We start from the raw sequence: 25,380 nt of genomic DNA on the forward strand, positions 1-25,380 counted from the left end.
AATAGCGAAGTTTTATCCCACAATCGACCGCGGCTCCATAAACGCCCGAATTCCCCACTCGCCCATCTCGCGCCCCAAACCGGAGTGCTTAAACCCGCCGAACGGCGCTTTCGGTTCATGGGCAAGCGTGTTCACCAGCACGCGACCGGAAACAATCTGCTGCGCCACGCGTCGCGCGCGGTCAACATCGCCGCCCAGCACCATCGCGCTCAGGCCATAGTCGGTGTCGTTGGCAATGGCGATCGCCTCCGCCTCGTCACGATAGGGGATTACGCACAGCACCGGGCCGAAGATCTCATCGCGGGCAACCGTCATCCGGTTGTTCACGTCGGCAAACAGCGTCGGACGCACAAACCAGCCGTCCTGCGTGCCTTCCGGCCGCCCTTCTCCACCCGCCAGCAGGCGTGCCCCCTCTTCGAGGCCTTTACGGATATAGCCCTGCACCCGCAGCCACTGCCTTTCGCTGACCATCGGGCCGACGTCCGTTGATTTATCGCGCGGGTCTCCGGATTTCACCGCCGCTACGGCCTGCGCCAGCGCGGCTTCGATCTCCGCCTTACGCGCCTGCGGCACCAGAATGCGCGTTCCGGCCACGCACGCCTGCCCGCTGTTCATAAACCCGGCCTGAATCACCGGCGGGATAGCCTGCGCCAGATCCACATCATCCAGCAGGATCGTCGGCGATTTACCGCCCAACTCCAGGGTCACGCGCTTAAAGCTTTCCGCCGCGTTGCGCAGGATCGCCTTGCCGGTATTCGTCGAACCGGTGAACGAGATTTTTGCCACGTCCGGATGGCGGCTAATGGTTTCACCCACCGTTTCGCCGCGTCCGGTGACGATGTTAAACACGCCCGGGGGCAGCGCGGCATCGCGCAGCGCTTCGGTGACGATCCGCGTTTGCAGGGCACTCATTTCGCTCGGCTTGATCACCGCCGTGCAGCCCGCGGCGAGCGCGGCCGCCAGCTTGCCGCAGATAAACCCGGCATCGCTGTTCCACGGCGTAATCAGCCCGGCCACGCCGAGCGGCGTCATCTGCACCGTTGCGGCACCTACGGGGGTGACAAACTCAAACGCCTCCAGCGCCTCAATGGCCTGAGCAATCACCTCCGCCGGATAGCTGGCCATCCACGCCGAGCGCGAGGCGGGCGCGCCGTACTCTTCAATGACCGCTTCCAGCAGATCGTCGTGGCGAGCGGCCACGGCGGCGTGCATACGCTTCAGCGCGGCGATGCGTTCCTGCTTTGTGGTCTGTGACCACGCCGGAAACGCCGCTTTCGCCGCCGCGATAGCGCGCGCTGCGTCGACCTCATCCGCCAGACGAACCTGGCCGATGACCCGCGCCGTCGCCGGGTTGTACAAATCAAACCACTCGGTGCCGTGCGGGGTAACAAATTCGCCGTTAATAAAGATCTGTTCGATGGTGTGCATATAAACCTCCTCAGGCTGTGTGAGCACAGTCTGGCACGGCTTCTCCGTTGCGATAATCCACGCTATGCTGCAAGGGTTGTTTCGATTTTCAGGATAATCTATGCATCGTTCAGGTCTGACAGAGCTGGAAGTGGTGATGGCGGTGGTGCGGCGCGGCAGCTTTCGCGCCGCGGCGCAGGAGCTGGGGATGTCCGCCACGGCGGTCAGCAACGCCATCGCCGGGCTGGAGAGCCGCCTTGAGACGCGGCTTTTCAACCGCACCACCCGCAGCGTGGCGCTCACCGACGCCGGACAGCGCTACGTGGCGCGTATCGGCCCGGCCCTGCAGGAGATCCGTCTCGCCGGGGAGGCGATCCACAGCGACACCGGAGAACCCGCCGGCACGCTGCGTCTGAACGTGCCGAACCATATCGGCACCCTGTTTCTGGACCAGCTGCTGATCGACTTTATGATCCGCTACCCGAAGATGCGCGTAGAGACCGTCAGCGAAGCGCGAATGATCGACATCGTCGCGGAAGGCTATGACGCGGGGATCCGTCTCGAAGAGTCCGTTCCGCAGGACATGATCGCCGTGCCGCTGACCGGGGAGATCCGCCAGCTGGTCACCGCCACGCCGGACTATTTCGCCCGTCACGGCATACCCGAGACGCCGGACGATCTGCTTTCACATCAGGGGATCGGCATGCGGATGGCCCACGGCGGGATCTACCGCTGGGAGCTGGCCCGTCGGGGTGAAACGTACGCCCTTGCCGTGCCGCCGCGCTTTGCGACGTCCGATCTTTTTGCCTCGATCCGCGCCGTGAAAGCGGGGTTAGGGGTGGGGTTTTTACCGGAACTCTATATTCAGGACGAGCTGAAAAGCGGGGAGCTGATGAGCGTCCTAAACGACTGGGCGCAGCCGTTTGCCGGGCTGCGTCTGTACTACCCCGGCCATCGCCACGTCCCGCCGGGACTGCGGGCGCTGGTGGCGATGATCCGCGAGCGCGGGATTATTCCAGGTTAGCCTTATTCAGCCCGTAAGCCGCGTCCAGCGCGCCGGGTTCCATGCGGGAGGTGATCCCCAGACGGTTCCAGGCGTTGATCGCCACGATGGCGAAGTTCAGCTCTGAAATCTCCACGTCCGAGAAGTGCTCCGCCACGCTGCGGTAGAGCGCATCGCTCACGCCGTGAACGCCAATCTGGGTCAGCGCTTCGGTGAACGCCAGCGCCGCTTTCTCGCGGGCGCTGAACAGCGGGGACTCGCGCCAGGCCGCCAGATGGTACAGGCGCAGCTCGCGCTCGCCTGCGATTTTCGCCTCTTTTGAGTGCATATCCAGACAGAAGGTGCAGCCGTTCAGCTGCGACACGCGAATGTCGATCAGGTGCTTCAGCGCCGGGTCGATGGAGGTTTTTGCCACCTCCATGCTCAGGGCAGACAGCGCGTTGGCGAGGGCAGGTGTAACTTTATGGTGGTTAACGCGAGTGCTCATTGTCTTTCCTCTTTTTGTGCGGCATGTGTCATGCGATGGGGCAAATCTACGCCGTTCATGACATAGTAAAAAGATACAAAAAGCGTGAAATGAGGTAGGACATGAAGCCGGGCTATCACGAGATTTATTCCCGCTATCGCGACAACATCACCCGCGGCGTGCTGAAGCCGGGCGACAGGGTGCCTGCTATCCGCGTGCTGGCGGAAGAGCTGAAGGTGGCGCGTAAAACCGTCGAAACGGCGTACGCCATTCTGACGGGTGAAGGGTATCTGATAAGTCAGGGCGCGCGCGGCACGCGGGTTAACCCGGACTTACTGTTGCCGGATAAGACTGCCCCTGCGGAACAGACCACCGGCACGCTTCCGGCATCGCTCATCAGCCAGCGCGAGCGGGCCGGGTTTCTGCGCCCCGGCATCCCCGCCCTCGACAGCTTTCCGTATAAAAAGTGGCTGCTGCTGGCGGGCCAGGCGACGCGGGCCATGCGTCAGGAGGAGATGCTCAACCCGCCCGTTCTGGGCTGGTATCCGCTGCGCCAGGCCATCGCCAGCTACCTCAACATCTCGCGCGGGCTCTCCTGCAGCGCCGAACAGGTGCTGATCACCAGCGGCTACAGCGGTAGCCTGCGGCTGATCCTCGACACCCTCGCCAGCCGCAGCGACAAGGTGGTGTTTGAAGATCCGGGTTACTTTATGGGCCAGCAGCTGCTCAAGCGGATCGTGCCGCGCCTGCACACGGTGCCGGTCGACCGTTCAGGTATCGATACGGACTACCTGCTGCGACACCATCGCGACGCCCGTTTTGCCATCGTCACCCCGTCGCACCAGAGCCCGCTGGCGGTCACGCTCTCCCTGCCGCGTAAGCAGCAGCTGCTCGACTGGGCCAGCCAGAACGAGGCGTGGATTATCGAAGACGATTACGACGGGGAGTTTCACTACACCCGCAAGGTGCTGCCGTCGCTGAAAAGCCTCGACCATCACGACCGGGTGATTTTTATGGGCACCTTCAGCAAAACCATCATGCCGTCGCTGCGCATGGGCTACGTGGTGATGCCCGCCAGCACCGTCGGGGCCTTTACCGACTGCGCGGACATCACCACCAGCGGCCAGCCGGTACTGACGCAGAAGATCCTCACCGCGTTTCTCAACGAAGGGCACTTTTTCCGCCACCTGAAAAAGATGCGCGCGCTGTATCAGACCCGCCGCGACTGGATGATTGCCGCCCTGCGCGAGGTGTATGGCGATCTGTTTTTCACCGAGCAAAACGACGGTGGAATGCATATCGTGGCGTTCCTGACCAGAGGAAGCCGTGACCGGGAAGTGGCGCGCTGCTGGCAGGAACAGCAGCTGCAGGTCAATGCGCTGTCGGAGTGGTATCGCGGGTCCGGGAAGCGCTACGGGCTGGTGATGGGCTATAACAACGTGCGGTCGTATGAAGAGGCGGTGGCGCTGCTGGAAAGGCCGAAGCGGCAGACGTTTGAGCTGTTGCGCTGAACATCGCCGGGTGGCGGCTTCGCCTTACCCGGCCTACGGTTTAAATATCATTGCGGGACAACCCAACGTCCTTGAGCTGCTCGTCGCTCATCTGGCTCAATATGCGGCGGGTACGGTTGATGCGATACCAGTTGCAGATCGTTTTTCCGATCCAGACGAACACAATAAACGGACGTTTTGAACGATTCTCGTAGAATTCCATGATGCTCTCCTCACTGTGTCAGTGGGGTTATCATCCCGGAAATCCACCCGTGCAATACAGATGCAAAAACAACTTTTGTTTAACATACAGATCCGCTAAAACAGTATCTGCATGGCAATTTTCGCAGCAATCTGTACTGGTTTTATAATCTGTATGGTAAAAACAAAGGATACAGCATGACACGCTACCAACATCTGGCCAATCTTCTGGCTGAACGCATTGAGCAAGGGCTGTATCGCAGCGGCGAACGTCTGCCGTCGGTGCGCACGCTGAGTCAGGAGCACGGCGTGAGCATCAGCACCATACAGCAGGCCTACCAGATCCTCGAAAACCTCCAGCTGATCACGCCTCAGCCGCGCTCCGGCTATTTTGTCTCACCGCGCAAAGCCCAGCCGCCCGTCCCGGCGATGACGCGCCCGGTGCAGCGCCCCGTGGACGTTACCCAGTGGGATGAGGTGATGATGCTGCTGGACGCCCGCGCCGACAAAGAGATGATCTCCTTCGGCGGCGGTTCGCCGGACATTAACCAGCCGAGCCTGAAGCCCCTGTGGCGCGAGATGAGCCGCATCGCGCAGCATAATCCCGGCGAGATGCTGAGCTATGACGTGCTCGACGGGCGCCTGGAGCTGCGTGAGCAGATCGCCCGCCTGATGCTCGACGGCGGCTCGACCGTCTCGGCAAGCGACATTGTCATTACCAACGGCTGCCACGGCGCGCTGTCTATCGCCCTGCTCTCGGTGTGTAAACCGGGGGATATCGTGGCGGTGGAATCGCCGTCGTTTCACGGCACCATGCAGATGCTGCGCGGGTTTGACATCAAGGCAATTGAAATTCCTACCGATCCCGAGACCGGGATCAGCATCGAAGCGTTAGAGCTGGCAATGGAGCAGTGGCCGATCAAGGCGGTGATCCTGGTGCCCAACTGCAATAATCCGCTCGGATTTATCATGCCGGAAGCGCGGAAAAAGCAGGTGCTGGCCCTCGCCCAGCGGCACGATATCGTGATTGTCGAGGATGACATTTACGGCGAGCTGGCGGCGGAGTACCCGCGCCCGCGCACCATTCATTCGATGGATATCGACGGCCGCGTGATCCTCTGCAGCTCGTTTACCAAAACCGTGGCGCCGGGCCTGCGCGTCGGCTGGATTGTGCCGGGACGCTACTACGACCGGGTGATGCACATGAAATACGCCGCGGGCGGGTTTAACGTGCCGGGAACGCAGATGGCGGTGGCGGCGTTTATTCGCGACGGTCATTACCATCGCCACGTGCGCCGTATGCGCCAGATTTATCAGCAGAATATGGAAACCTACACCTGCTGGGTGCGGCAGTATTTTCCGGCAGAGATTTGCGTCACGCGCCCGCAGGGGAGCTTCCTGCTGTGGATTGAGCTGCCGGAGAAGGTCGATATGGTGTGCGTCAGCAAGCAGCTGTGCCGGCTGAAGATCCAGGCCGCGGCCGGGTCGCTGTTTTCCGCATCAGGGAAGTACCGTAACTGCCTGCGGATCAACGTGGCGCTGCCGCCGACGGAGAAACATCGCGAGGCGCTGAAGAAGCTGGGTGAAGCGATTGTGATTGCGATGGAGGAGGGCTAGTGCGGCCTGATGCCCTCACCCCGACCCTCTCCCACAGGGAGAGGGAGAAAACCGTGCAGCACTACTCGTCGAAGTACCAGTATCCCTGGTTAATCAGCCCGGTGAGCTCTTCGACAAACGCCGGGTTTTTCAGCGCATCGCCCAGCTCGGCCTGACCGAGTTCGGTGTAGCGGCACAGCGCATCCGCCGCCTTCGCGTCTACCGTCTCCAGCTGTTCGCTGTTGATGAAGAAGCTGCCGTTGATGTTCAGCACGCGCAGGCCGCTCAGGCGAGACAGCGTTTCGCCGCCCTGCAGCGCGTCCAGCACCTCTTCCGGCGCGTACGGCGGCTCGGCGGCGGCGATATCCAGCTCGTGGCGCGGCGTGGAGACAAAGCTGCCGAACCATTTTGTGAAATCATCGGGTTTGCTAATCATGTCGATCATCATCTGACGAATGCGATCGAGCTCGTACTGCTCGACGCGGCCAGGATGTTCACGACAGGTCAGATCCGGATCGCTGTAGTGCTCACCGCCCAGATCGTTTTCCAGCGCGTAATCGGCGAAGCTGCTGATCAGATCGCGACCGTTCGGCCCGCGGAAGCCGACGGAGTAGTTGAGTGCCGTTTCATGGGTAAAACCGTCATGCGGGAATCCAGGCGGAATGTAGAGGATATCGCCCGGGGCCAGGTCTTCGTCGATGATCGGCTCGAACGGATCCACATGCAGCAGCGCCGGATGCGGGCAGAACTGACGCATCGGCAGCTTGTCACCCACGCGCCAGCGGCGGCTGCCCATCCCCTGAATGATAAACACGTCGTACTGATCGATATGCGGACCCACGCCGCCGCCCGGCACGGAGAAGGAGATCATCAGATCGTCCAGACGCCAGTCCGGCAGAACGCGGAACGGACGCACCAGCTCCGCGGCGGGCATATGCCAGTGGTTCACCGCCTGCGCCAGCAGCGACCAGCCGGTTTCGCCCAGATCGTCAAAGTGCTCGAATGGGCCATTGCTGGCCTGCCATTTGCCGTTGAAATGGCTCACCAGACGGCTATCGACCTCCGGCTCCATCGCCAGCCCCGCCAGCTCGTCCGGGGTAATCGGGTCGACAAAGTTCGGGAAGGCATTTTTCAGCACGACGGGTTGTTTTTGCCAATATTTCTCAAGAAATTCCGGCCAGTTCAGGTTCAGTTGATACGCCATGGGTAGCACCAGTAAGAGGGGAAACAGGCGCGATTATAGGCAAGAAGGCAGAGGGGGAACTTGTCATGGGTCAAACCCGCACGTGTAGGTCGGGTAAGGCGAAGCCGCCACCCGACACAAACACGCCGCGAAAACTTAATCCAGCTTCAGTTCGTCATAATGGGTAATCAGTTTACCCACGATACCGTAGTCCAGCGCTTCCGCCGGCGACATCCAGAAGTTGCGGTCGGTGTCTTTTTTCACTTTTTCCAGCGGCTGGCCGGTAGCGTCGGCGATCAGCTTGTTCACGCGATCCAGCATGCGGATGATCTCGCGCGCTTCGATCTCAATATCCGTCGCCTGACCGCGCACGCCGCCCAGCGGCTGGTGGATCATAAAGCGGGTATTTGGCAGCGAGTAGCGGTGCTCTTTTTTCGCGGCCAGGAAGATGGTGATCCCGGCGCTCGCCACCCAGCCGGTGCCGATGACGTGGACTTCCGGGCGGATGAATTTGATGAAGTCGTGGATGGTGTCGCCCGCTTCCACGTGACCGCCCTGGCTGTTGATGTACAGCTTGATCGGATCGTTGCTGACGCTTTGCAGCAGGATCATCTGGGTGATCACTTTCTGCGCCAGCTCCTGGTTGATCTCACCGGAAATCACAATCGAACGAGACTCCAGCAGTTTTTGCTGCAGAGCGCCCGCGCCGTTTGACCCTTCCGCCTTTTCCTTGTCGCTTTCTTTCAGTGTGTAGTGCATTGTTATGTCCTCAGCATTTAGCGCTCAAAACCAGAGTGTAGCCTGTTTTACCGATCAAAGTCCTCACCGGCAAATCACGAGGGAGCTCATGCACATTGCCCATGTTGCACGCGTTTCGTTCTTTCACCGCCCCCGCCCGGATCGCTATACTTCATATGATTATCATATTGTTAAATGATAATTATATTTAATGTGTTAAGATGAAAGTCAGCATAAACAGTCCCTTACGTCACTCCTGGGGCTGTTTGCATCCTCGACATGTAAAACAGCACCGGGGCGGTGAATGGAACACATTGTGTATGTGGTTGATGACGATGACGCAGTCAGACAGTCCGTGATCGGGCTGCTGGAATCCGCAGACTTAAACGCCATCGGCTTTTCATCGGCAGAAGCGTTTCTTCAGCACCGCTTTGAAGAGCTCCCTTCGTGCGTGGTCCTCGATATGCAAATGCCCACCATCTCCGGTTTTGATGTAGCAGATGCCCTCAAGGACAGCGGGCGCGAGATCCCGATTATTTTTCTCACCGGCCACGGCACCATCCCGATGTCGGTGCGCGCCATTAAAGGCGGCGCTTACGAATTTCTTACCAAACCCGTCGAATCCACCGCGCTTATCGACGCCATTGAGTCCGCGCTGCAGCTGGCGGAGAACAACGCCGAGCGCAATAAAGAGCACTACGCCCTGAAGCAGCGCCATCTCTCCCTCACGCCGCGCGAACACGAGGTGCTCACGCTGGCGATAAGCGGCATGCTGAACAAGCAAATTGCCGCCGAGCTGGGCGTCAGCGAGATCACGGTGAAAGTGCACCGCCGCCGCGTAATGGAGAAAATGCAGGTGCGCTCCGTGGCAGAGCTGGTCAGGGCCGTTGAGCGCCTGACCAAAAGCCAGCCTGCGGAGTAACGTTTACCCTTCCTGTACCGCCAGCGGCAGCGCAAAGGCAAACACCGTGCCGTAAGGCTCCCGGCGGCGCGCGCTCAGCTTCCCGCAGTGGCGCTCAATGATGCTGGCGCTGATGGTCAGCCCCATCCCCATCCCCTGCGCTTTGGTGGAGTAGAACGAGTCAAAGATCTGCTCCAGCCGCTCGGGCTCAATGCCGCTCCCGGTATCGGCGATCTCAACGATCGCTTTTCCGTCCGCGTTGCTGGTGCTGAGGGTGATAGTGCAGGCGCGATCCTTCACCTCGGCCATCGCCTCAACGGCGTTCATCACCAGGTTAAGCAGCACCTGCTGGATCTGCACGCTATCGCCGGTGATAAAGCTGTCCTGCGCCTTCAACAGGTAATCAACGCTAATGTGTCGCTGCTCCAGCTCGCTGCGGGAAAGCGCGATGATATGGTGGATCAGATAGTGGAGATCGATGCGCGAGAAGGTGGGATCCTGCTTGCGCGTCAGGGACTGGATGCTGCGAATGATCTCCCCCGCCCGCGCGCCTTCCGCGGCGATCTCTTCCAGCCCTTCCCGCACTTTATCCAGCCGGGCCGGCTCCCGGCTGAGCCAGCGCAGGCTCGCTCCGGCGTTAGAGACGATCGACATCAGCGGCTGGTTGATCTCGTGGGCGATGGAGGAGGTCAGCTGCCCGACGGTGGTGGCGCGGGACACCCTCGCCAGATCCGCCTGCGCCACCCGCATGGCATCCTCCGCGGCGCGCTGGCTGGTGATATCGGTGATGATGCCGTAATACTCGTTCACCTCGCTGCCCACGCCCACCGGATCGCCAATCCCGAGGATATAGCGCGTTGAACCGTCGGTACGCTTGACCCGAAACTCCGCGCGCATGGAGAGCCCTTCGCGCACGCTCTGCGTGACGATGGCGCTGATGCGGGCGTAATCGTCTTCATGAACGAAGGTCAAAAACTCCGCCATGGAGATCATCTTTTGCTGCTCGGGCAGGCCGAGGATGCGGGCGTACTCCTCCGAGACAAACATCAGATCCTGCTCCAGCTCCCAGCGCCAGCTGCCGGTGTGGCTGATCTGCTCGCCCAGCATCAGCGAGGTCTGGCTGGCGCGCAGCTCTTTTTCCACCCGACGGCGCTGGATGTTCTCCCCCAGCAGCTCGGCGTACAGCCGCGCCGTCTCCAGGGACACCGCGGCCTGCGCCCCCAGCAGGCTCACCACGCGAGAATGCTCGGCGGTGAAAACCTCCGGCATCAGGCGGTTTTCCAGGTAGAGCACGCCCACCAGCCGCGCCTGTTTGAACATCGGGACGCACATGACGGCCGCCCCCGAGGTCACCAGATAGGGATCCTGACTGAAGGGGTGAAACTCCTCCGGCTTACCGGTGCGGATCTCCTGCCCGGTGCGGATCACCGCCGCCAGCACCGACAGGGGCATGTCGGTCGCCGTCGGCACGTCTTTCAGGATCCGCACCCGCACGCCTTCGGTGCTGGTCCAGGCGCTGGCCTCGATCTCCGGGATCAGGTTATCGCTCACGCGAAGCAGCAGGCCGCGCTGCGCCCCGGCGCGTTCGAGGAGGATCGTCATCAGGTTTTCGATTAAGCGCTCGAGGTTGATCTCTTCCGACAGCGCGCGGGAGGCTTTGATGACGCTCTGCAGATCGCGGATGGTCTCGTTCTGGGCGAACGCCACCGTGTCATAGGCGCTCGCCTGCCCGGAGGCCAGCAGATGCGGGAAATCCTGCTCCAGCTGGCGCACCTTGGCCTGCGCGCCCGCCCGGCCCCAGGCGGCAATTGCGCCGCGGAAGTGTGCGTCCGAGGCGGTTGGGTAGCCGCAGGCCATCGCAAAGCGCCCCGCCAGCTCGTGGGCCAGGGCGTTTATCGGATTAAACCCGCCCTCGCGGGAGAGCCGGACCGCCTTCTCATACTGCTCAAGCGCGATGCTGTTCATCCCGTCCAGACGCACGATTTCGGCGTAGATCAGCGCCTCTTTATCCGCGAACGTGCCGGGATTAATGCGCGCCCAGAGGGCGATTTTGTCGTAGTGGGCGTGAATGCTGCGGCGGTGGTTCGCCGAGAAGGTCTCCGGCGTCAGCTGACGCGAAAGCGCCAGCGCGCTGTAAAGATGGTAATCCAGCAGATGGATGTGCCCCGGCGCAGACCACGCGTACCACCCCGCCATCTCGAGATCCGCCTGCGCGTCGGCATACTCGCCGCAGGTAAAGTGGGCCATGCCGCGGTAGAGCCAGTACCAGAACAGCATGGTGGAGGTCTGCTCCGGCGCCTGCTCCGGCGACGCGGGCAGCAATGCCTCCGGCAGCACCTGCGATGCGCTCCAGGTGCCGATGACCGGCGTACGCAGGAACTCAACGTAGCCGCGCTGGACCATCAAGATGGTCTCCACGTCCTGGAAGTGGGTTTTACGCACAAACGCCAGGCCGCGATCGATGCTGGTCAGCACCCCGTCCAGGTGATCGCCCCGGGAGAGGAAGTTAATGACCTGGTGGCAGGCTGCAAAGCAGGCCATCGTCATATCCCCGTGGGTCACCGCCGAGGTAAAGCAGGCCTTCGCGCACTCGATGGTAAACGATAAAGGCTGGGTCCAGACGCTGAGCTGGTCGAGCGGCAGCAGGGTTTTGGCTTCGAACGCGTCGTAGCCGTGGCGATTCACCAGCTCGCGGGCCAGGGTGCCGTACTGGAAGCCGAGGCGATACTCGGCGTAGCGGTGGCCCATCAGCACGCCAAACCAGGCCATCGCCGTGGTGGAGGCGCCGGTAATACCGTGGTCGAGCGTCAGGTGCATCATGCGGCAAAGCAGCAAAAAGTGCAGGCGCGGACAGATGAAGCTGGCGCAAATGCTGGCGCTGTAGAGCAGGTTCATCACCGCTTCGGTTTCCGGGTTATCCATCCGCGAGAGCGGGGCAAACAGGGTTTGCGGCGCGTCGCCCGCGCGATTACAGAAGTGTTCCCAGGCCTCATCGCAGTCGGCATCTTCCGGATAGCGGCCGATCTGAATACCAAATACCCCCAGCCAGCAGAGCGCCGCCTCCAGCGCCAGACGGCTATCCGACTGGCGAATGTACACTTCCACCAGCAGATTGGCCGCCAGCGCCTTTTCGGTTAGCCCGCCGGGGCACCCGAGAATGGCGTCACACAGCTCGCGGGTGCGCTCCAGGTGCCCCAGCGCAAACTCGCAGCCCGCCTCTTCGATATCGAGCATAAAGTCTGACACCGTCCCGGCGTTGCCCAGCGCTCGGGCAGTCTGGATATAGCTCAACGCCGAAAGGTAATCCCCCGAACGCTTCGCGCGTCGCGCGGCCAGCAGGCTCAGCTCGCGGAACATCTGGCGCTGCGGGGCGGGCTGGATGCTGTCCAGCGCGGCCGTGACGTGATGTACGGCGCGGAACAGCAGCTCGTTCCCCGCCGCCTGCCGCGCGGCGTCGGCCAGCAGGCTGGCGGTGGTCAGATGAAGATGGCTTTTCTCATGCCGATCCAGCAGCGCAAAGGCGGCCTCCTGCACCCGGTCGTGGGTGAAGGAGTACGCTTTTTCCGTCAGCACGATCAGCTGCGCCATGACCGCCGGATGCAGCGCGTAGCGCATTTCCGCCATCGATATACCAACCACGCGGCAGATCATCTCCATTTCGCCCGTGCCGCCGAGGCAGGCAAGGCTGCCCAGCAGGCGACGCGTCTCGTCGGGCAGCTCTTCCAGCTTCTCCAGCACCAGGGTGACGACGTTTTCGGTGTAATGCCGGGCGCGGATCGCCTGCAGATCGTAGTGCCACTTGTCCTGATATTTGTTGTGCACCACCAGCCCGTCATCGACGATGCGGCGGAAAAATTCGTGTACAAAGAGCGGGTTGCCCCCGGTCTTTTCATGGATCAGCGTGGCGAGGTCGGTCGTCGCCGTGCTGCGGGTGCGAAATACCGTCCCCAGCCAGCGGGAGACGGCTTTGACCGACAGCGCCTGCGGGACAATTTCGCTCGCGTGCTGTGCCGCCTCCGGCAGGCTCGCCAGCTGCTGTTGCAGCGTGGGTTCGGACAGCGAACCGATATCGCGGTGAGCGACCACCACCAGCAGCGGGATCGCGCCGCAGTTCACCAGCAGATAGTTGAGCGTATGCAGGCTGGCGGCGTCGCTCCACTGGAGATCGTCGAGCACCAGCACCAGCGGGCAGCCCTGCGAGGCAAAGGTTTTCACCAGCGCCAGCACCATATGGCTGAAGCGCGCCCGGGCATCAATGGAAAACGTATCCGCCGGGAAGCGCGGCTTGCGCTCAAGCAGCAGGCCCAGCTCGGGCACGAGGCTGACGGCCAGCGCCTCGTGTCCTTCCAGGGCGCGAGAAAGACGGATTTTCCACTTCGCCACCTCGTCTGCCGGCAGGCCCAGTAGGTGCAGCGTCAGGGGGCGGAATGCAGAGCTTAATACGCCGTAGGGCAATGACGGTGAAAACTGATCCACTTTGCCCACCGCCAGCAGCACCGTACGCTGCTGGAGCGTTTTTAACGCCGTCGCAATGATGGAGGATTTGCCGATCCCCGACGGCCCGCCGATGGTCACCAGCTCCGGCACGCGGTTCTGCCCCACCCGCTCAAACGCGGCAATGACGTCATTCGCCTGCGGATGCGTCGCGAACAGCGAGTCCGCCAGAAGAATAGCCGGGGTGCGGTCCTGCTGGCCGGGGGTAAAGGCGACGATCTCGCCCTCGCCGGTCAACGTCGCCTGGCAGCGGCGGAGGTCGGCAATCAGCCCGTCAACCGTCTGGTAGCGGTTATCGGGGTGCTTCTCCAGCAGCTTCAGGATGATGGTCGACAGCATTCCCGGCACGTCCGGGCGTATCGCATCCGGGGCCAGCGGTGCCGAGGCAATATGGTAGTGCGCCCAGTTGGTCCGATCGTCCTCCCCCAGTTCAAACGGCAGGCGTCCGGTCAGGAGTTCATACAGCACCACGCCGAGGCTGTAGAGATCGCTGCGGCCATCGACGGGGCGCTGGGTGCGGGAGGTGTGCTCCGGGGACATATACGCCGGCGTGCCGCCTGAAACGGCAAGCCGGGTCTGCGCGAAGGCGCCGGAGAGGCTGCATGAAAGGCCAAAGCTGCCCAGACGGCAGGTGGCATCGTGATGAACAAAAATATTGCCGGGCTTGATATCGCCGTGGATCAGGTTTTGCAGATGCATCTGGCGCAGAGGAACGCAGATCTGGATCGCCAGCTCGATAAAGCGCGCGATCCCCGAGATCGCCCTGCCCGCGCGCCGCGCCAGCAGCTCAAACGAAAACGGGGCGTACACCAGCGCGAAGCGTCCCCGGTACTGGGTGGACGCGACGGCGCGAATGGCCCAGCTGTCCTGCAGCGCGTCACGCAGTGCAAACTCGTTTTTCAGCAGCCGGGTGGCCCGCTCTTCCTCTTCGTCGCTGACCGCGGTGGCGATAATGAACGAGCCGCCGGAATGAGGATGTCGCGCATGCATCCAGGCGATTCCGCCCTCCTGCGCCAGCACGGTAAAAATCACATCCTCTTTAAGGACAAAAACCCGCCCCTGGTGAAGATTCCCCTGGGCGGGCCAGAATGCAGGCTGCTCGTGTTCGTTCATCCGCGATCCTTATTGTCGGCGGGCCAGCTCCCGCTGAATATGATCCAGCAGAATATCGATGTTAATCGGCTTACGCAAAAAAGCAGCGGCGCCCAGACCGAGAGCGTACCGCTGCATATTTTCATCAGCATGACCGGAGATAAAGAGCACGGGCGGAGGCGGTACGGCCAGCAGCCGCAGCTTGTCAAACAGCTCAAGGCCGCTCATGCCCCGGAGCTTGATATCGGTGATCACCAGCGCCGCGCCGGACAGGGCAAGCGGATGGCTCAGAAATACCTCTGCCGAATCAAACGTGTCGGTTGAATAGCCTTCCGACTCCAGGAGATTACTCAACCCGCTGCGGACGGAACGTTCGTCATCAATGATGGCAATGCGCCACGGCAGCGTCATGCTGTTATTCCTCTAACCAGTCATTTAATGTCGCGAGGGTCCTTCGCGGGCGCAGGGGGCGCCGTGCCGCTGATTTTCGGTACGCATTCGTGACGAAACCAGGCGAGGGTGAGCGGTTCGCGACTCAGTAAACGTCGTCCCACCGGGATAAGCTGTTCGCCCACCAGCATGCCGAACAGGCCAAGCAGGGCGACAACCGGCGGTGCCGGGGAATGGACGTCGAGCAGAGCGTAAATTACCCCAGCAACCACGCCGCACACCAGCGAAATTATCCATGCTTTCATGATGACGCTCCCGTCTGCGATGCCGCCTGCGGAACGGTCACCTGAGGAGGTGGGGCGCCGTCGCGGGATAAGAGATGGCGCGTCGCCTGTTCACCCGCCAGCATCCCCAGCAGACCAATCAGCGCCAGCGCGGGCGGCGCGGGGGAGCGCACCTTCAGCACGGCATACATCAGGCCAATCAACACGCCTGCCGCAAGGGATATCAGCCCAGTACTCATCGTGAACTCCAGAGAAAGAGGCAGCGGCGAGCCGGATGAGGGACCAGCCCGCCGACGGGACTTAGCGAGCCGGGACCGGCGCTAAGGTGCGGTGCTCGCTCTTCTGGCGAGACGGCGCTTTGTGCACCATGGTGTAGGCGTAATCCACGCCCATGCCGTACGCGCCGGAGTGCTCGCGCACGATGTCCATCACCGCGGTGTAGGTCTCTTTACGCGCCCAGTCTCGCTGCCACTCCAGCATCACCTGCTGCCAGGTCACCGGGATCACGCCCGCCTGGATCATGCGCTGCATCGCGTAGTCGTGGGCTTCTTTGGAGGTGCCGCCGGACGCATCCGCCACCATATAAATTTCGTAGTCGCCTTCCAGCATGGCGCACAGGGCAAAGCTGTTGTTGCACACTTCGGTCCACAGACCGGCAACCACCACCTTCTTCTTGCCGTTGGCCTTCAGCGCGTCGCGCACCTTCTGGTCGTCCCAGGAGTTCATGGAGGTACGCTCCAGAATGTCCTGGCCCGGGAACACGTCCAGCAGTTCCGGATAGGTATTACCGGAGAAGCTTTCGGTCTCTACGGTGGTGATAATGGTCGGGATGTTGAACACCTTAGCCGCTTTCGCCAGCGCCACGGTGTTGTTTTTCAGCACCTGGCGGTCAATCGACTGCACGCCAAACGCCATCTGAGGCTGGTGATCGATAAAGATGATCTGACAGTTCGCAGGGGTTAACACTTCGAGCTTTGAAGAGGTCATAGCATTTTCCAGTGGTTAAGGGTAGAAATCGCCGCGAGTGCCACGGCGATAAAGTCACCCTCATCCTGCGGTTTTCCCTCTCCGCGCGTAATTATCTCTTCGTATAGTTAACCTTAGGTATAGTTATACTTTGGTATACCTATCCTATTGTATAACTGGATCTTTGCCGAAACCGGTTCCCATAATCCTGACCATTCCCCTCTCAGTCAGGAGCAGTTTATGGTTACCCCAGGTAAAGCCGATCTCATTCTGGTTAACGGCCAGTTTCACACCGTCGATCGCGAGAATCCTGTCGCGGAAGCCGTTGCCGTGCGCGACGGAAAATTTCTGGAAGTGGGTACCGTCGCCGAGGTGATGCAGCACCACGGCGACGGCACCAAAGTGGTGGATTTGAAAGGCCACACCGCCATCCCCGGCCTCAACGACTCGCACCTGCACCTGATCCGCGGCGGGCTGAATTACAACCTTGAACTGCGCTGGGAAGGCGTGCCGTCCCTGGCCGACGCCCTGCGGATGCTGAAAGAGCAGGCGCTGCGCACCCCGTCGCCCCAGTGGGTGCGCGTGGTGGGCGGCTGGACCGAGTTCCAGTTTGCCGAGCGCCGCATGCCAACCCTGGACGAAATTAACGACGCCGCGCCGGATACCCCGGTCTTCATCCTGCACCTGTACGACCGCGCCCTGCTCAACCGCGCCGCGCTGAAGGTGGTCGGCTACACCAAAGACACGCCAAACCCGCCGGGCGGGGAGATCCAGCGCGATGCCAACGGCAACCCGACCGGGATGCTGATTGCCCGTCCAAACGCCATGATCCTCTACGCCACGCTGGCCAAAGGGCCGAAGCTGCCGCTGGAGCAGCAGGTCAACTCCACCCGCCAGTTCATGCGCGAGCTTAACCGTCTGGGGCTGACCAGCGCCATCGACGCGGGCGGCGGCTTCCAGAACTACCCGGAAGATTACGAGGTGATCGCCGAGCTGCACGAGAAAAAGCAGATGACCATCCGCATCGCCTACAACCTGTTTACCCAGCGTCCGGGCCACGAGCTGGAAGACTTTGAAAAATGGACCGACATGCTCACGCCGGGCCAGGGCAGCGACTTCTTCCGCCACAACGGCGCGGGCGAGATGCTGGTCTTCTCCGCCGCCGATTTTGAAGATTTCCTCGAGCCGCGCCCGGACCTTGCGCCGGGCATGGAGGACGAGCTGGAGCGCGTGGTGCGCCATCTGGTGGAGCACCGCTGGCCGTTCCGCCTGCACGCCACCTATAACGAATCCATCAGCCGCATGCTGGACGTGTTCGAGAAGGTGAACCGCGATATTCCGTTCAACGGCCTGCACTGGTTCTTCGACCATGCGGAAACCGTCACACAGGCCAACATCGACCGCATCAAAGCGCTCGGCGGCGGCATTGCCGTGCAGCACCGCATGGCCTTCCAGGGGGAATACTTTGCCGAGCGTTACGGCATCGAAGCCACCCGCCATACGCCGCCGGTGGCGAAAATGCTCGAGACCGGCGTACCGGTGGGCTTAGGGACGGACGCCACCCGCGTGGCGAGCTACAACCCGTGGACCGCGCTCTACTGGCTGGTCTCCGGCCGCACCGTCGGCGGGATGCAGATGTACGATCACAGCGCCCGTCTGGACCGCGATACGGCCCTGATGCTCTGGACCCAGGGCAGCGCGTGGTTCTCCAGCGAGCAGAACCAGAAGGGGCAGATTAAGGTCGGCCAGCTCGCCGACCTGGCGGTGCTGAGCAAAGACTATTTCCGCGTGCCGGAAGAGGAGATCAAGGGCATCGAGTCCGTTCTCACGGTGGTCAACGGCGACATCGTCTACGCCGCGGGCAGCTTTGGCCCGCTCGCGCCGCCGGCCATCCCGGTCCTGCCCGAGTGGTCACCGGTGGTCAAGGTGCCGGGCCACTACCGCAGCGCGCCGCCGCAGGTCGCACGCGTGGGTATGAGTGTGGCTCACCACTGCAGCGGCCCGTGCGGGGTTCACAGCCACCAGCACGATTTCGCCCGCACGTCAGCGATGCCGGTGTCCGACGATAACGCTTTCTGGGGGGCGCTGGGCTGCAGCTGCTTTGCATTCTGATGAAAAACACCACTATGCCGCCCCGGATCGACCTGGGGCTGTTCTTCCTGCGCCTGACCGGCAGCCTGCTGCTGCTCTACGTGCACGGCCTGCCGAAGGTGCTGCACTTCAGCGAAGAGCTGACGCGCATTGAAGATCCGTTCGGCTTCGGGCCTTACGCGAGCCTGATCCCGGCGATTGTCGCCGAGGTGATCTGCCCGCTGTTGATCATTGCGGGCGTCTACACCCGTCTGGCGTGCCTGCCGATTATCGCCGTGCTGCTGGTGGCGATGCTGGCGGTCCACCCGAACTGGTCGATTGCCGAAGGGCAGTTTGGCTGGCTGCTGCTGATTATCTTCACCACCCTTGCCCTCACCGGGCCGGGCCAGTGGCGGCTGCAGCGTAAGGCAACGGAGAGGTTCGCATGACCCAGGTTAACGACGTTCGCGACGCACACGTCGAGACGACGCCCGCACCGACGGTTTCACCCTGGCAGCCGCTGAGCCAGCCGGTGTTCCGCATGCTGTGGATCGCCACGGTGGTCTCTAACGTCGGCTCATGGATGAGCGACGTCGGCATCAACTGGAGCATGCTGACCCTGAGCGCCGACCCGCTGGATATCGCGCTGGTGCAGGCGGCCAGCAGCCTGCCGATGTTCCTCTTCGCCCTGCCGTCCGGGGTGATGGCGGACATCGTCGACCGGCGTAAATACCTGCTCTTCTCCCAGCTGTGGGTGTTCATCGCCGCCGCCGGGCTGACGGCGCTCTCCTTCACCGGACACGTCACCCCCACCGTGCTGCTGGTGGCGACGTTTCTGCTGAGCGTGGGGGCGGCGATGAGCTCGCCGCCGTTCCAGGCCGTGGTGCCCGATCTGGTGAGCAAGCCGGAGCTGGGTGCCGCCGTGGCGCTGAACTCGCTGGGGGTGAACATCAGCCGGGCGATTGGCCCCGCGCTGGGTGGTTTCCTGCTGTCGCTCGCCGGGCCGTGGATGGTGTTTGCCCTGAACGCGCTGTCCGTGGTGGGCGTGGCGTGGGTGCTGTGGCGCTGGCGTCCGGCCCCGTCCATTCAGCGTCTGCCGCCGGAGCACTTCTTCTCTGCGGTGCGCACCGGCATCCGCTACGTGCACGCCGCCCCGGTGCTGCGCAACGTACTGGTGCGCACCGTGGCGTTCTTTGTCTTTGGCAGCGCGGGCTGGGCGCTACTGCCGCTGGTGGCGCGCCGCGAGCTGGGCCTGGGCCCGGCGGGCTACGGCGTGATGCTGGCGTGCATTGGCCTGGGCGCCATTGCCGGGGCCATCCTGCTGCCGCGCCTGCGCCAGCGGCTGAACGCCGACCGGCTGATGGTGGCCGCGAGCCTGGTCTTTGCCCTCACCATGCTGGCGCTGGCGTTTGTGCGCCACGTCTGGCTGCTCAACCTGTTTGAGTTCTTCACCGGCTTCGCGTGGATTGCGGTGCTCTCGACGCTGAACCTGGGCGCCCAGCGCAGCGCTGCCCGCTGGGTGAAGGCCCGGGCGCTGGCGGTCTACCTGACGGTGTTCTTCGGCTCGATGACCACAGGCAGCGCCATCTGGGGGCAGATAGCCTCCCGGTTCGGCACCCCGACCGCGCTGGTTGTCGCCACGCTGGGGATGGTGCTGGCAAGCGCCACCGTGTTCCGCTGGAAGCTGGAGAAAGACCCGGAATTAAACCTCGACCTGAGCGGCCAGCCGCTGGACGGCGTGGAGATCGACCTGCCGAACGAGCGCGGCCCGGTGCTGGTCTCGCACGAGTACATCATCGACCCGCACAACGCAAAAGCCTTCCTGGAGGCGGTACACGAGCTGCGCCGGGTGCGACGCCGCGCCGGGGCGATGAGCTGGGCGGTGTACGAGGATATTGAGCGTCCCGGCCTGTTTATCGAGACCTTCCTGATGGGCTCGTGGATTGAGCATCTGCGCCAGCAGGAGCGCCACACCATGAATGACCTCCTGCTGCAAAGCCGCGTTCTGGCTTTTCATCAGGGCACAACATCACCGGCCATTCGCTATCTGGTCGCGCCGGTATAACCATAACCATCACCTGCACAGGAACACACTATGGCAACGTTTAAGGCAAAAGACGGCACGCAGATTTACTACAAAGATTGCGGCGCGGGCAAACCGGTTCTCTTCAGCCACGGCTGGCCGCTGGACGGCGACATGTGGGACAGCCAGCTGAACTACCTGGCCGAGCGCGGCTTCCGCGCCATCGCCTTTGACCGCCGCGGCTTTGGCCGCTCGGATCAGCCGTGGAACGGTTACGACTACGACACCTTTGCGTCCGACATCAACGACCTGATCACCACCCTGGACCTGCAGGACGTGACGCTGGTGGGCTTCTCCATGGGCGGCGGCGACGTGACCCGCTACATCAACAACTACGGCAGCGCGCGCGTGGCCGGTCTGGCGCTGCTGGGCGCGGTGACGCCAATCTTCGGTAAATCTGAGACCTTCCCGCAGGGTGTGGATCAGAGCGTGTTCGACGGCATTCGCGACGGACTGCGTAAAGATCGCGCCCAATTCATCAGCGACTTCGCCACCCCGTTCTACGGCACCAACGCCGGGCAGACCGTCTCTGCTGGTGCCCTGACCCAGACGCTGAACATCGCTCTGCTGGCGTCCCTGAAGGGCACCATCGACTGCGTGACCGCGTTCGGCGAAACCGACTTCCGCCCGGATATGGCGAAAATCGACGTGCCGACGCTGGTGATTCACGGCAGCAACGACCAGATCGTGCCGTTTGAAAGCACCGGCAAGCTGGCGGCGGAGATGATCAAAAACGCCACGCTGAAGGTGTACGACAACGCGCCGCACGGCTTCGCGCTGACCCACCAGGACCAGCTCAACGAAGATCTGCTGGCGTTTGTGAAGTCGCTGTAAGTCTTAAAAAGCGAAGCCTGATGGCGCTTCGCTTATCAGGCCTACAAGGGCTGGTCCTGTAGGCCGGGTAAGGCGCAGCCGCCACCCGGCGCTTTCGCAGACGCGTTGCGCTCCGCCAGCAGCCGACAAATCTCCGCGTGCTTCTCCTCGGTAAAGGTAAAGCGCGACATGAAGCCCATTCGAATCAGCGACCCTATTGCCGGCAGCAGGCAAATCCCGAAGAACAGCCCCGACAGTACGCTCTCGCTCTGGATTTGCGCCTGCGGCACGTAGCCGATCATCGTCAGAAACACGCCGATTAACCCGCCGCCTACCGCCACCGACATCTTGCCGGTAAAGGTCTGCCCGGAGAAGGTAATCGCCGCGCAGCGCTTATGAGTGTGGTACTCCGCGTACTCGATGGTGTCGGCAATCATCGACGAGGTGAGGATGTTGGTCATCATCACGAACAGCGTGCTCAGGCCGAGCAGAATAAACAGCATCGTCACCTGCTGATAGCCGACAAACCACATCACCACGCGCACCGCCACGTCCAGCCCGCAGAGGATCATAAACAACTTCCGCTTTTGCATCCGGCGCGTCAGCATCGGGGCGACCAGACACAGCACCGCCGCGACAATCCCCATCACGCCAATCGCCATCTGCAGGCTGCCGTCGCCCAGATTGTTGATAAAGAAGTAGATATAGAGACCGCCCGCCACGTTGTGGAACACGCAGAAGAAGAACGACAGCAGGACGATAAACAGCGGCTTGTTCTGGCGCAGGTTATGGAAGGTGTCGCGAATGGTCACCTTTTCCGGGCTCGGCGGCACGCGCTCTTTGATCTGCATGAAGCCGTTAAGCATCAGCGGCAGGCCCACCAGCATCATCACCAGCGCCGCCATAAAGTAGCCTTTGTCATTGCTGTACTGGGCGAAATAGGCCGCCAGCTTCGGGAAGAAGATGTTGGCGCAGGCAATCCCGGCGTTCACCCCGAGCATCGCCGCCGTTACCGCGCGGGTGCGCTGCCCGGAGTCGTTGGTCATCACCGACGACATCGACCAGAACGGGATATCGGAGATGGCGTACAGCGTCCCCCACAGGATGTAGGTCACCCCGGCATAGAGGATTTTGGTGGTCATGTCCGCTTCGATTTTATAGAACGACAGCAGCGTGACGCCGGTGATCAGCAGCGGGGCGATCAGCAAAAAGTGGCGAAACTTGCCGAACCGGCTGTTAATGGTGTCCATAATGCTGGCAAACAGCGGATCGTGAACCGCGTCCCACGCGCGGGCAATCAGAAAGATGGTGCTCGCCGCCAGTGCCGAGATCCCCAGCACGTCGGTGTAAAAATAGTTAATAAACGAACCCACTAAACCAAAGCTAAAACACTGACCTAAACCATAACCAAAATAAGACCACAGCTCGCGAGACGGTATTTTCATTGTCGTTGCCATTGTTATATGCCTGCCTGGTTGCCCGGCGGTGGACCGCCGGGTCGATATTATTAGCCCTGCGCCTGCGGGGCGATCTTGCGCAGCTGCTGCATCAGGGCGATTTCACGGCGCGAGAACGGAATGCCGTTCTCCTCGAACACGTCGTGGAACCAGAGACGGCAGTAGTCCGTGGACTCCTTCATCACCACCGGCCACGGCAGCCACGTCTGGGTTTTGCCGCGCACCAGCCCCCACTGGTACGGCGCGACCTTCGCCGCGTACATCAGCGGAAGCTGCTCTTCGATGGTGCTGCCCACGTGGCGTGCCAGCCATTCGGTGCAGAACAGCGGGCGACCGAGCGCCTGCAGCTGCTGAATAATCGCCGTCATGCGCCCGGTGTGGGTGTAGGCGTGGAAGCTCACCACGTCCGAGAGCGCCAGCGCGGTCTGGTCCAGCGGATGCTGGAAGAACGTCTCGCCCTCCTCTTCCGGCGGCAGACGCCACGCGCAGACGGTGAGCGGCTGGGTCGGGTCTTCTTCACGCACCCACTGGAATGCGAGCTTCATAAGCTTATGGGCGCAGGTCTCCAGCTTCGCGTCGTACTGCACCTCCTGCGTGCCGGTCGCGAAAATGCCGCGGTTGCCCGGCTCGTTGTAGAGATCCCACAGCAGCACGCGCTTATCCTCGCGGAACTGGCGGACAACGTCGCGGATATAGCGCTCAATGTCTGCCCAGCAGTCCGGATCGCACACCTTGTCGCGCCCCGGACTCGCCGCCGCCTGGCTGTTGTGCTTGCCCGGCACCGGCAGCTTTTGCGGGCCGAGGTACGGCTCGTCGCCGGAGAAGCCGCAGTCGTCCATCAGGGTCAGCATGGTGCTGAACCCGCGACCGTCGGCAATCGTCAAAAAGCGGTCGATGCGCGCCATCAGCCCGTCGCGGTCGTGCTCCCAGACGATAAACGGCAGGTTGATGCGCAGGGTGTTGTAGCCCGCCTCCGCCGCCCAGCCCAGCTCGCGGTCAATCGTCCCGGCGTCGAAGGTCTCTGCCTGCCAGATATCGGTCCAGTTCACCGCCGTCGACGGCAGATAGTTAAACCCGCACAGCCAGCCCTTCTGCTGATACCACGCCTGTGCCTGCTCCCTGCTCCACTGCTCTTTCATTACGCGTCCTCTTACTGATAATATTTAGCTAATAAATATTAGTTGTGGGATAAATGCGCAATTTCTCGCACGAAGAAAAGCGATGCCCCTCACAAAGTTCACGCTTCGATGAATGAGAAACGTGATCGACGGCGCGTAAGCGTGCGGTTAGGGTATGATGCGAAGTCGCGAAAGGGAGAGGACGGATGAAGCGAAAAACAAAAGTGACGATGAACGATATTGCGCGGGCGGCAGGGGTGTCGCAGGCGACGGTATCGCTGGTGCTTAACCAGTCCCGCAACATCAAGCTCAGCGACGACACCCGCCAGCGGGTCATTGGCGTCGCCACCGAGCTCGGCTACGACCGCCTCCCCGCCGTTCACGCCCCGCGCAACCAGGAAGAGATCGCCCTGCTGGTCAGCTCGCTGCAGAGCTTCGACCCGTTTATCGACGCCATCAGCCAGGCGCGGGAAGCCGCGTGGCGCAACGAGACCCTGCTCACCGTCTACGACTACGGCGACGACATTGAGCTGGCGCTGAACATCATCCGCCAGCTGGAGAAGCGCAACTGCATCGGGATTATTCTCGCGTCTCCGGTCACCACGCTGGTGGACATGACGGCCTTCCAGGACTGCACCCGCATCCCGCTGGTGCTGCTCAACCAGCGCGATCCCGGCTCGCCGCTGCTGCCGTCGTTTATCCCGGACGACTACGCCAACGCCTTCCAGGTCACTAAACACCTCATCGCCTGCGGGGCGACGCGCATCGCCCACATCACCGGCGAGAGCTGGATGGAGGCCTCGCGCCAGCGTCTGGCGGGCTACCAGGCCGCGCTGCAGCAGGCCGGACTCGCGTGCGACGACGGTCTGGTGCGCCAGACCAACTGGCAGTTCAGCGAGTCCTTTACCGCGACGACCTCTCTGCTGGAACTGGCCGAGCGCCCGGACGCCATCTTCTGCGCCAGCGACTGGCTGGCGATTGGCTGCTATCAGGCGCTGGCGGTGAACGGCGTGCGCATCCCGCAGGACATGCTGCTGGCGGGCTACGACGACCAGAAGATTTCCGAGCAGCTAACCCCGCCGCTGACCAGTATCCAGCTGCCCTACAGCGAGCTGGGACGGCTGGCGGTGGAGTACCTGTGCAATCAGGAAGATGCCGCCACGCACGTGACGCTGGCGGGCAGGCTGAAGGTGCGCGCCTCAAGCCTCGTCTGAGGTAAACACCATGCCCGCATAGGGCTTCTCGCGACACGCCGCCAGCCGCGCGGCGAGGCTGCCCACGTGCAGCTCCAGCTTGTGGCCGTCCGGGTCGAGAAAATAGAACGACGCCCCCTCGCTTTTGTTCTGCTTCCAGACGGTAACGCCCGCCTGCTCAAGCCTCTGCGAGAACGGTTCAAAATCCTGTTCCGCCACGGTAAACGCGTAGTGGGTGTAGTCGCTCTCCTGCGGCGGCACGAACTGGCGCGCCTCATCGTACGACAGGCAGACCCACAGATCGCCGCAGGTGAGATAGGCCCCGGTATTCCAGCGGGCGTGCAAGGTCAGGCCCAGCAGCTCGTGCCAGAAGGTGACGCTTTTTTGCAGGTCGCTGACCGCGAGGGTCAGATGGTTGAGTGATTGCAGCATGAC

Annotated in this window: 22 protein-coding genes; 9 read left to right on the plus strand and 13 right to left on the minus strand. The window is 62.1% G+C overall.

Going from position 1 to position 25,380, the window contains the following annotated elements; genetic code table 11:
- Positions 1-12: 12 nt before the first annotated feature.
- Positions 13-1,428 carry an aldehyde dehydrogenase family protein gene (locus tag P349_RS13430; RefSeq protein WP_032649956.1) on the minus strand — a complete coding sequence of 472 codons (1,416 nt, stop codon included), beginning with the start codon at positions 1,426-1,428 and terminating at the stop codon, positions 13-15.
- A gap of 100 nt (positions 1,429-1,528) precedes the next feature.
- Between P349_RS13430 and P349_RS13425 the strand changes: the two genes are divergently transcribed.
- Positions 1,529-2,431: a LysR family transcriptional regulator gene (locus P349_RS13425; RefSeq protein ID WP_032649958.1), complete on the plus strand. Its 903-nt coding sequence runs from the start codon at positions 1,529-1,531 to the stop codon at positions 2,429-2,431.
- Here the strand turns inward: P349_RS13425 and P349_RS13420 are convergent.
- The gene (locus P349_RS13420) at positions 2,418-2,897 is read right to left on the minus strand and encodes a carboxymuconolactone decarboxylase family protein (RefSeq protein ID WP_024909883.1); all 480 of its coding nucleotides are present in this window, start codon (positions 2,895-2,897) and stop codon (positions 2,418-2,420) included. The two genes, P349_RS13425 and P349_RS13420, sit on opposite strands and share 14 nt — an antisense overlap.
- A gap of 101 nt (positions 2,898-2,998) precedes the next feature.
- Between P349_RS13420 and pdxR the strand changes: the two genes are divergently transcribed.
- Complete coding sequence (gene pdxR / locus P349_RS13415) at positions 2,999-4,387, plus strand: MocR-like pyridoxine biosynthesis transcription factor PdxR (protein WP_032649960.1); 1,389 nt, start codon at positions 2,999-3,001, stop codon at positions 4,385-4,387.
- A 40-nt stretch (positions 4,388-4,427) separates the two neighbouring features.
- Here the strand turns inward: pdxR and P349_RS13410 are convergent, their stop codons facing one another.
- Entirely contained in the window at positions 4,428-4,589 is a 162-nt protein-coding gene (locus P349_RS13410; protein WP_032645487.1) for a DUF1127 domain-containing protein, read from the minus strand.
- Between the two features lie 176 nt (positions 4,590-4,765).
- Between P349_RS13410 and P349_RS13405 the strand changes: the two genes are divergently transcribed.
- The gene (locus P349_RS13405) at positions 4,766-6,184 is read left to right on the plus strand and encodes an aminotransferase-like domain-containing protein (protein WP_032649962.1); all 1,419 of its coding nucleotides are present in this window, start codon (positions 4,766-4,768) and stop codon (positions 6,182-6,184) included.
- A gap of 61 nt (positions 6,185-6,245) precedes the next feature.
- Here P349_RS13405 and P349_RS13400 read toward each other — a convergent pair whose 3' ends face one another.
- Together P349_RS13400 and P349_RS13395 are read right to left on the minus strand one after the other, a co-directional pair.
- Positions 6,246-7,367 carry a ribosomal protein uL16 3-hydroxylase gene (locus P349_RS13400; protein WP_023293370.1) on the minus strand — a complete coding sequence of 374 codons (1,122 nt, stop codon included), beginning with the start codon at positions 7,365-7,367 and terminating at the stop codon, positions 6,246-6,248.
- A 135-nt stretch (positions 7,368-7,502) separates the two neighbouring features.
- On the minus strand, positions 7,503-8,105 hold the full coding sequence (locus tag P349_RS13395) for an ATP-dependent Clp protease proteolytic subunit (RefSeq protein ID WP_024909504.1): 603 nt from the start codon (positions 8,103-8,105) through the stop codon (positions 7,503-7,505).
- Between the two features lie 283 nt (positions 8,106-8,388).
- Here P349_RS13395 and P349_RS13390 point away from each other — a divergent pair, with 283 nt between their 5' ends.
- Positions 8,389-9,006 (plus strand): response regulator transcription factor, encoded by a 618-nt coding sequence (locus P349_RS13390; RefSeq protein WP_032649964.1) that lies wholly within the window; start codon positions 8,389-8,391, stop codon positions 9,004-9,006.
- A gap of 3 nt (positions 9,007-9,009) precedes the next feature.
- On the opposite strand, the gene P349_RS13385 is transcribed toward P349_RS13390, so the two are convergent.
- The 5 genes from P349_RS13385 to P349_RS13365 all read right to left on the minus strand — a co-directional run bounded on the left by P349_RS13385 (position 9,010) and on the right by P349_RS13365 (position 16,232).
- Positions 9,010-14,592, minus strand: a complete 5,583-nt coding sequence (locus P349_RS13385) for a trifunctional serine/threonine-protein kinase/ATP-binding protein/sensor histidine kinase (protein WP_032649966.1) — start codon at positions 14,590-14,592, stop codon at positions 9,010-9,012.
- A 9-nt stretch (positions 14,593-14,601) separates the two neighbouring features.
- Positions 14,602-14,982 (minus strand): response regulator transcription factor, encoded by a 381-nt coding sequence (locus tag P349_RS13380; protein WP_008501346.1) that lies wholly within the window; start codon positions 14,980-14,982, stop codon positions 14,602-14,604.
- Positions 14,983-15,002: 20 nt separating this feature from the next.
- Positions 15,003-15,266 (minus strand): XapX domain-containing protein, encoded by a 264-nt coding sequence (locus P349_RS13375; RefSeq protein ID WP_032649967.1) that lies wholly within the window; start codon positions 15,264-15,266, stop codon positions 15,003-15,005.
- Complete coding sequence (locus P349_RS13370; RefSeq protein ID WP_024909508.1) at positions 15,263-15,484, minus strand: DUF1427 family protein; 222 nt, start codon at positions 15,482-15,484, stop codon at positions 15,263-15,265. The genes P349_RS13375 and P349_RS13370 overlap by 4 nt, the downstream gene beginning before the upstream one ends.
- Before the next feature lie 61 nt (positions 15,485-15,545).
- Positions 15,546-16,232, minus strand: coding sequence for a hydrolase (locus tag P349_RS13365; RefSeq protein ID WP_008501349.1), 687 nt, complete (start codon positions 16,230-16,232; stop codon positions 15,546-15,548).
- Between the two features lie 219 nt (positions 16,233-16,451).
- On the opposite strand from P349_RS13365, the gene P349_RS13360 reads away from it, so the two are divergent.
- The 4 genes from P349_RS13360 to P349_RS13345 are packed head-to-tail and all read left to right on the plus strand — an operon-like array spanning position 16,452 to position 21,198.
- Complete coding sequence (locus tag P349_RS13360) at positions 16,452-18,323, plus strand: amidohydrolase (protein ID WP_032649969.1); 1,872 nt, start codon at positions 16,452-16,454, stop codon at positions 18,321-18,323.
- The gene (locus tag P349_RS13355; RefSeq protein WP_032649971.1) at positions 18,323-18,730 is read left to right on the plus strand and encodes a DoxX family protein; all 408 of its coding nucleotides are present in this window, start codon (positions 18,323-18,325) and stop codon (positions 18,728-18,730) included. Before P349_RS13360 ends, P349_RS13355 begins: the two co-directional genes overlap by 1 nt.
- Positions 18,727-20,346 carry an MFS transporter gene (locus P349_RS13350; protein WP_024909511.1) on the plus strand — a complete coding sequence of 540 codons (1,620 nt, stop codon included), beginning with the start codon at positions 18,727-18,729 and terminating at the stop codon, positions 20,344-20,346. The genes P349_RS13355 and P349_RS13350 overlap by 4 nt, the downstream gene beginning before the upstream one ends.
- A gap of 30 nt (positions 20,347-20,376) precedes the next feature.
- A complete protein-coding gene (locus P349_RS13345; RefSeq protein WP_032649972.1) occupies positions 20,377-21,198 on the plus strand; it encodes an alpha/beta fold hydrolase in 822 nt (273 codons plus the stop codon).
- A gap of 41 nt (positions 21,199-21,239) precedes the next feature.
- Here P349_RS13345 and P349_RS13340 read toward each other — a convergent pair whose 3' ends face one another.
- Both P349_RS13340 and P349_RS13335 read right to left on the minus strand, forming a co-directional pair.
- Positions 21,240-22,634, minus strand: coding sequence for an MFS transporter (locus P349_RS13340; RefSeq protein ID WP_032649974.1), 1,395 nt, complete (start codon positions 22,632-22,634; stop codon positions 21,240-21,242).
- A 50-nt stretch (positions 22,635-22,684) separates the two neighbouring features.
- Positions 22,685-23,773 carry a cellulase family glycosylhydrolase gene (locus tag P349_RS13335; RefSeq protein ID WP_032649976.1) on the minus strand — a complete coding sequence of 363 codons (1,089 nt, stop codon included), beginning with the start codon at positions 23,771-23,773 and terminating at the stop codon, positions 22,685-22,687.
- A gap of 185 nt (positions 23,774-23,958) precedes the next feature.
- Here P349_RS13335 and P349_RS13330 point away from each other — a divergent pair, with 185 nt between their 5' ends.
- Positions 23,959-24,966 (plus strand): LacI family DNA-binding transcriptional regulator, encoded by a 1,008-nt coding sequence (locus P349_RS13330; protein ID WP_032664098.1) that lies wholly within the window; start codon positions 23,959-23,961, stop codon positions 24,964-24,966.
- Here the strand turns inward: P349_RS13330 and fosA are convergent.
- Positions 24,952-25,377, minus strand: coding sequence for a FosA/FosA2 family fosfomycin resistance glutathione transferase (gene fosA, locus P349_RS13325; RefSeq protein WP_032649979.1), 426 nt, complete (start codon positions 25,375-25,377; stop codon positions 24,952-24,954). The genes P349_RS13330 and fosA overlap by 15 nt on opposite strands.
- Positions 25,378-25,380: the final 3 nt, after the last annotated feature.

It is taken from the genome of Enterobacter sp. DC4, assembly GCF_000568095.1.
Classification (GTDB): domain Bacteria; phylum Pseudomonadota; class Gammaproteobacteria; order Enterobacterales; family Enterobacteriaceae; genus Enterobacter; species Enterobacter pseudoroggenkampii.

Bases quoted from the DNA above. Each gene is read 5' to 3' on its own strand.
- P349_RS13360 (WP_032649969.1), top strand. From the start codon at position 16,452: ATGGTTACCCCAGGTAAAGCCGATCTCATTCTGGTTAACGGCCAGTTT.
- P349_RS13340 (WP_032649974.1), bottom strand. From the start codon at position 22,634: ATGGCAACGACAATGAAAATACCGTCTCGCGAGCTGTGGTCTTATTTT.
- P349_RS13365 (WP_008501349.1), bottom strand. From the start codon at position 16,232: ATGACCTCTTCAAAGCTCGAAGTGTTAACCCCTGCGAACTGTCAGATC.
- P349_RS13425 (WP_032649958.1), top strand. From the start codon at position 1,529: ATGCATCGTTCAGGTCTGACAGAGCTGGAAGTGGTGATGGCGGTGGTG.
- P349_RS13380 (WP_008501346.1), bottom strand. From the start codon at position 14,982: ATGACGCTGCCGTGGCGCATTGCCATCATTGATGACGAACGTTCCGTC.
- P349_RS13400 (WP_023293370.1), bottom strand. From the start codon at position 7,367: ATGGCGTATCAACTGAACCTGAACTGGCCGGAATTTCTTGAGAAATAT.
- P349_RS13375 (WP_032649967.1), bottom strand. From the start codon at position 15,266: ATGAAAGCATGGATAATTTCGCTGGTGTGCGGCGTGGTTGCTGGGGTA.
- P349_RS13420 (WP_024909883.1), bottom strand. From the start codon at position 2,897: ATGAGCACTCGCGTTAACCACCATAAAGTTACACCTGCCCTCGCCAAC.
- P349_RS13385 (WP_032649966.1), bottom strand. From the start codon at position 14,592: ATGAACGAACACGAGCAGCCTGCATTCTGGCCCGCCCAGGGGAATCTT.
- pdxR (WP_032649960.1), top strand. From the start codon at position 2,999: ATGAAGCCGGGCTATCACGAGATTTATTCCCGCTATCGCGACAACATC.
- P349_RS13390 (WP_032649964.1), top strand. From the start codon at position 8,389: ATGGAACACATTGTGTATGTGGTTGATGACGATGACGCAGTCAGACAG.
- P349_RS13350 (WP_024909511.1), top strand. From the start codon at position 18,727: ATGACCCAGGTTAACGACGTTCGCGACGCACACGTCGAGACGACGCCC.
- P349_RS13405 (WP_032649962.1), top strand. From the start codon at position 4,766: ATGACACGCTACCAACATCTGGCCAATCTTCTGGCTGAACGCATTGAG.
- P349_RS13330 (WP_032664098.1), top strand. From the start codon at position 23,959: ATGAAGCGAAAAACAAAAGTGACGATGAACGATATTGCGCGGGCGGCA.
- fosA (WP_032649979.1), bottom strand. From the start codon at position 25,377: ATGCTGCAATCACTCAACCATCTGACCCTCGCGGTCAGCGACCTGCAA.
- P349_RS13430 (WP_032649956.1), bottom strand. From the start codon at position 1,428: ATGCACACCATCGAACAGATCTTTATTAACGGCGAATTTGTTACCCCG.
- P349_RS13335 (WP_032649976.1), bottom strand. From the start codon at position 23,773: ATGAAAGAGCAGTGGAGCAGGGAGCAGGCACAGGCGTGGTATCAGCAG.
- P349_RS13410 (WP_032645487.1), bottom strand. From the start codon at position 4,589: ATGGAATTCTACGAGAATCGTTCAAAACGTCCGTTTATTGTGTTCGTC.
- P349_RS13345 (WP_032649972.1), top strand. From the start codon at position 20,377: ATGGCAACGTTTAAGGCAAAAGACGGCACGCAGATTTACTACAAAGAT.
- P349_RS13370 (WP_024909508.1), bottom strand. From the start codon at position 15,484: ATGAGTACTGGGCTGATATCCCTTGCGGCAGGCGTGTTGATTGGCCTG.
- P349_RS13355 (WP_032649971.1), top strand. From the start codon at position 18,323: ATGAAAAACACCACTATGCCGCCCCGGATCGACCTGGGGCTGTTCTTC.
- P349_RS13395 (WP_024909504.1), bottom strand. From the start codon at position 8,105: ATGCACTACACACTGAAAGAAAGCGACAAGGAAAAGGCGGAAGGGTCA.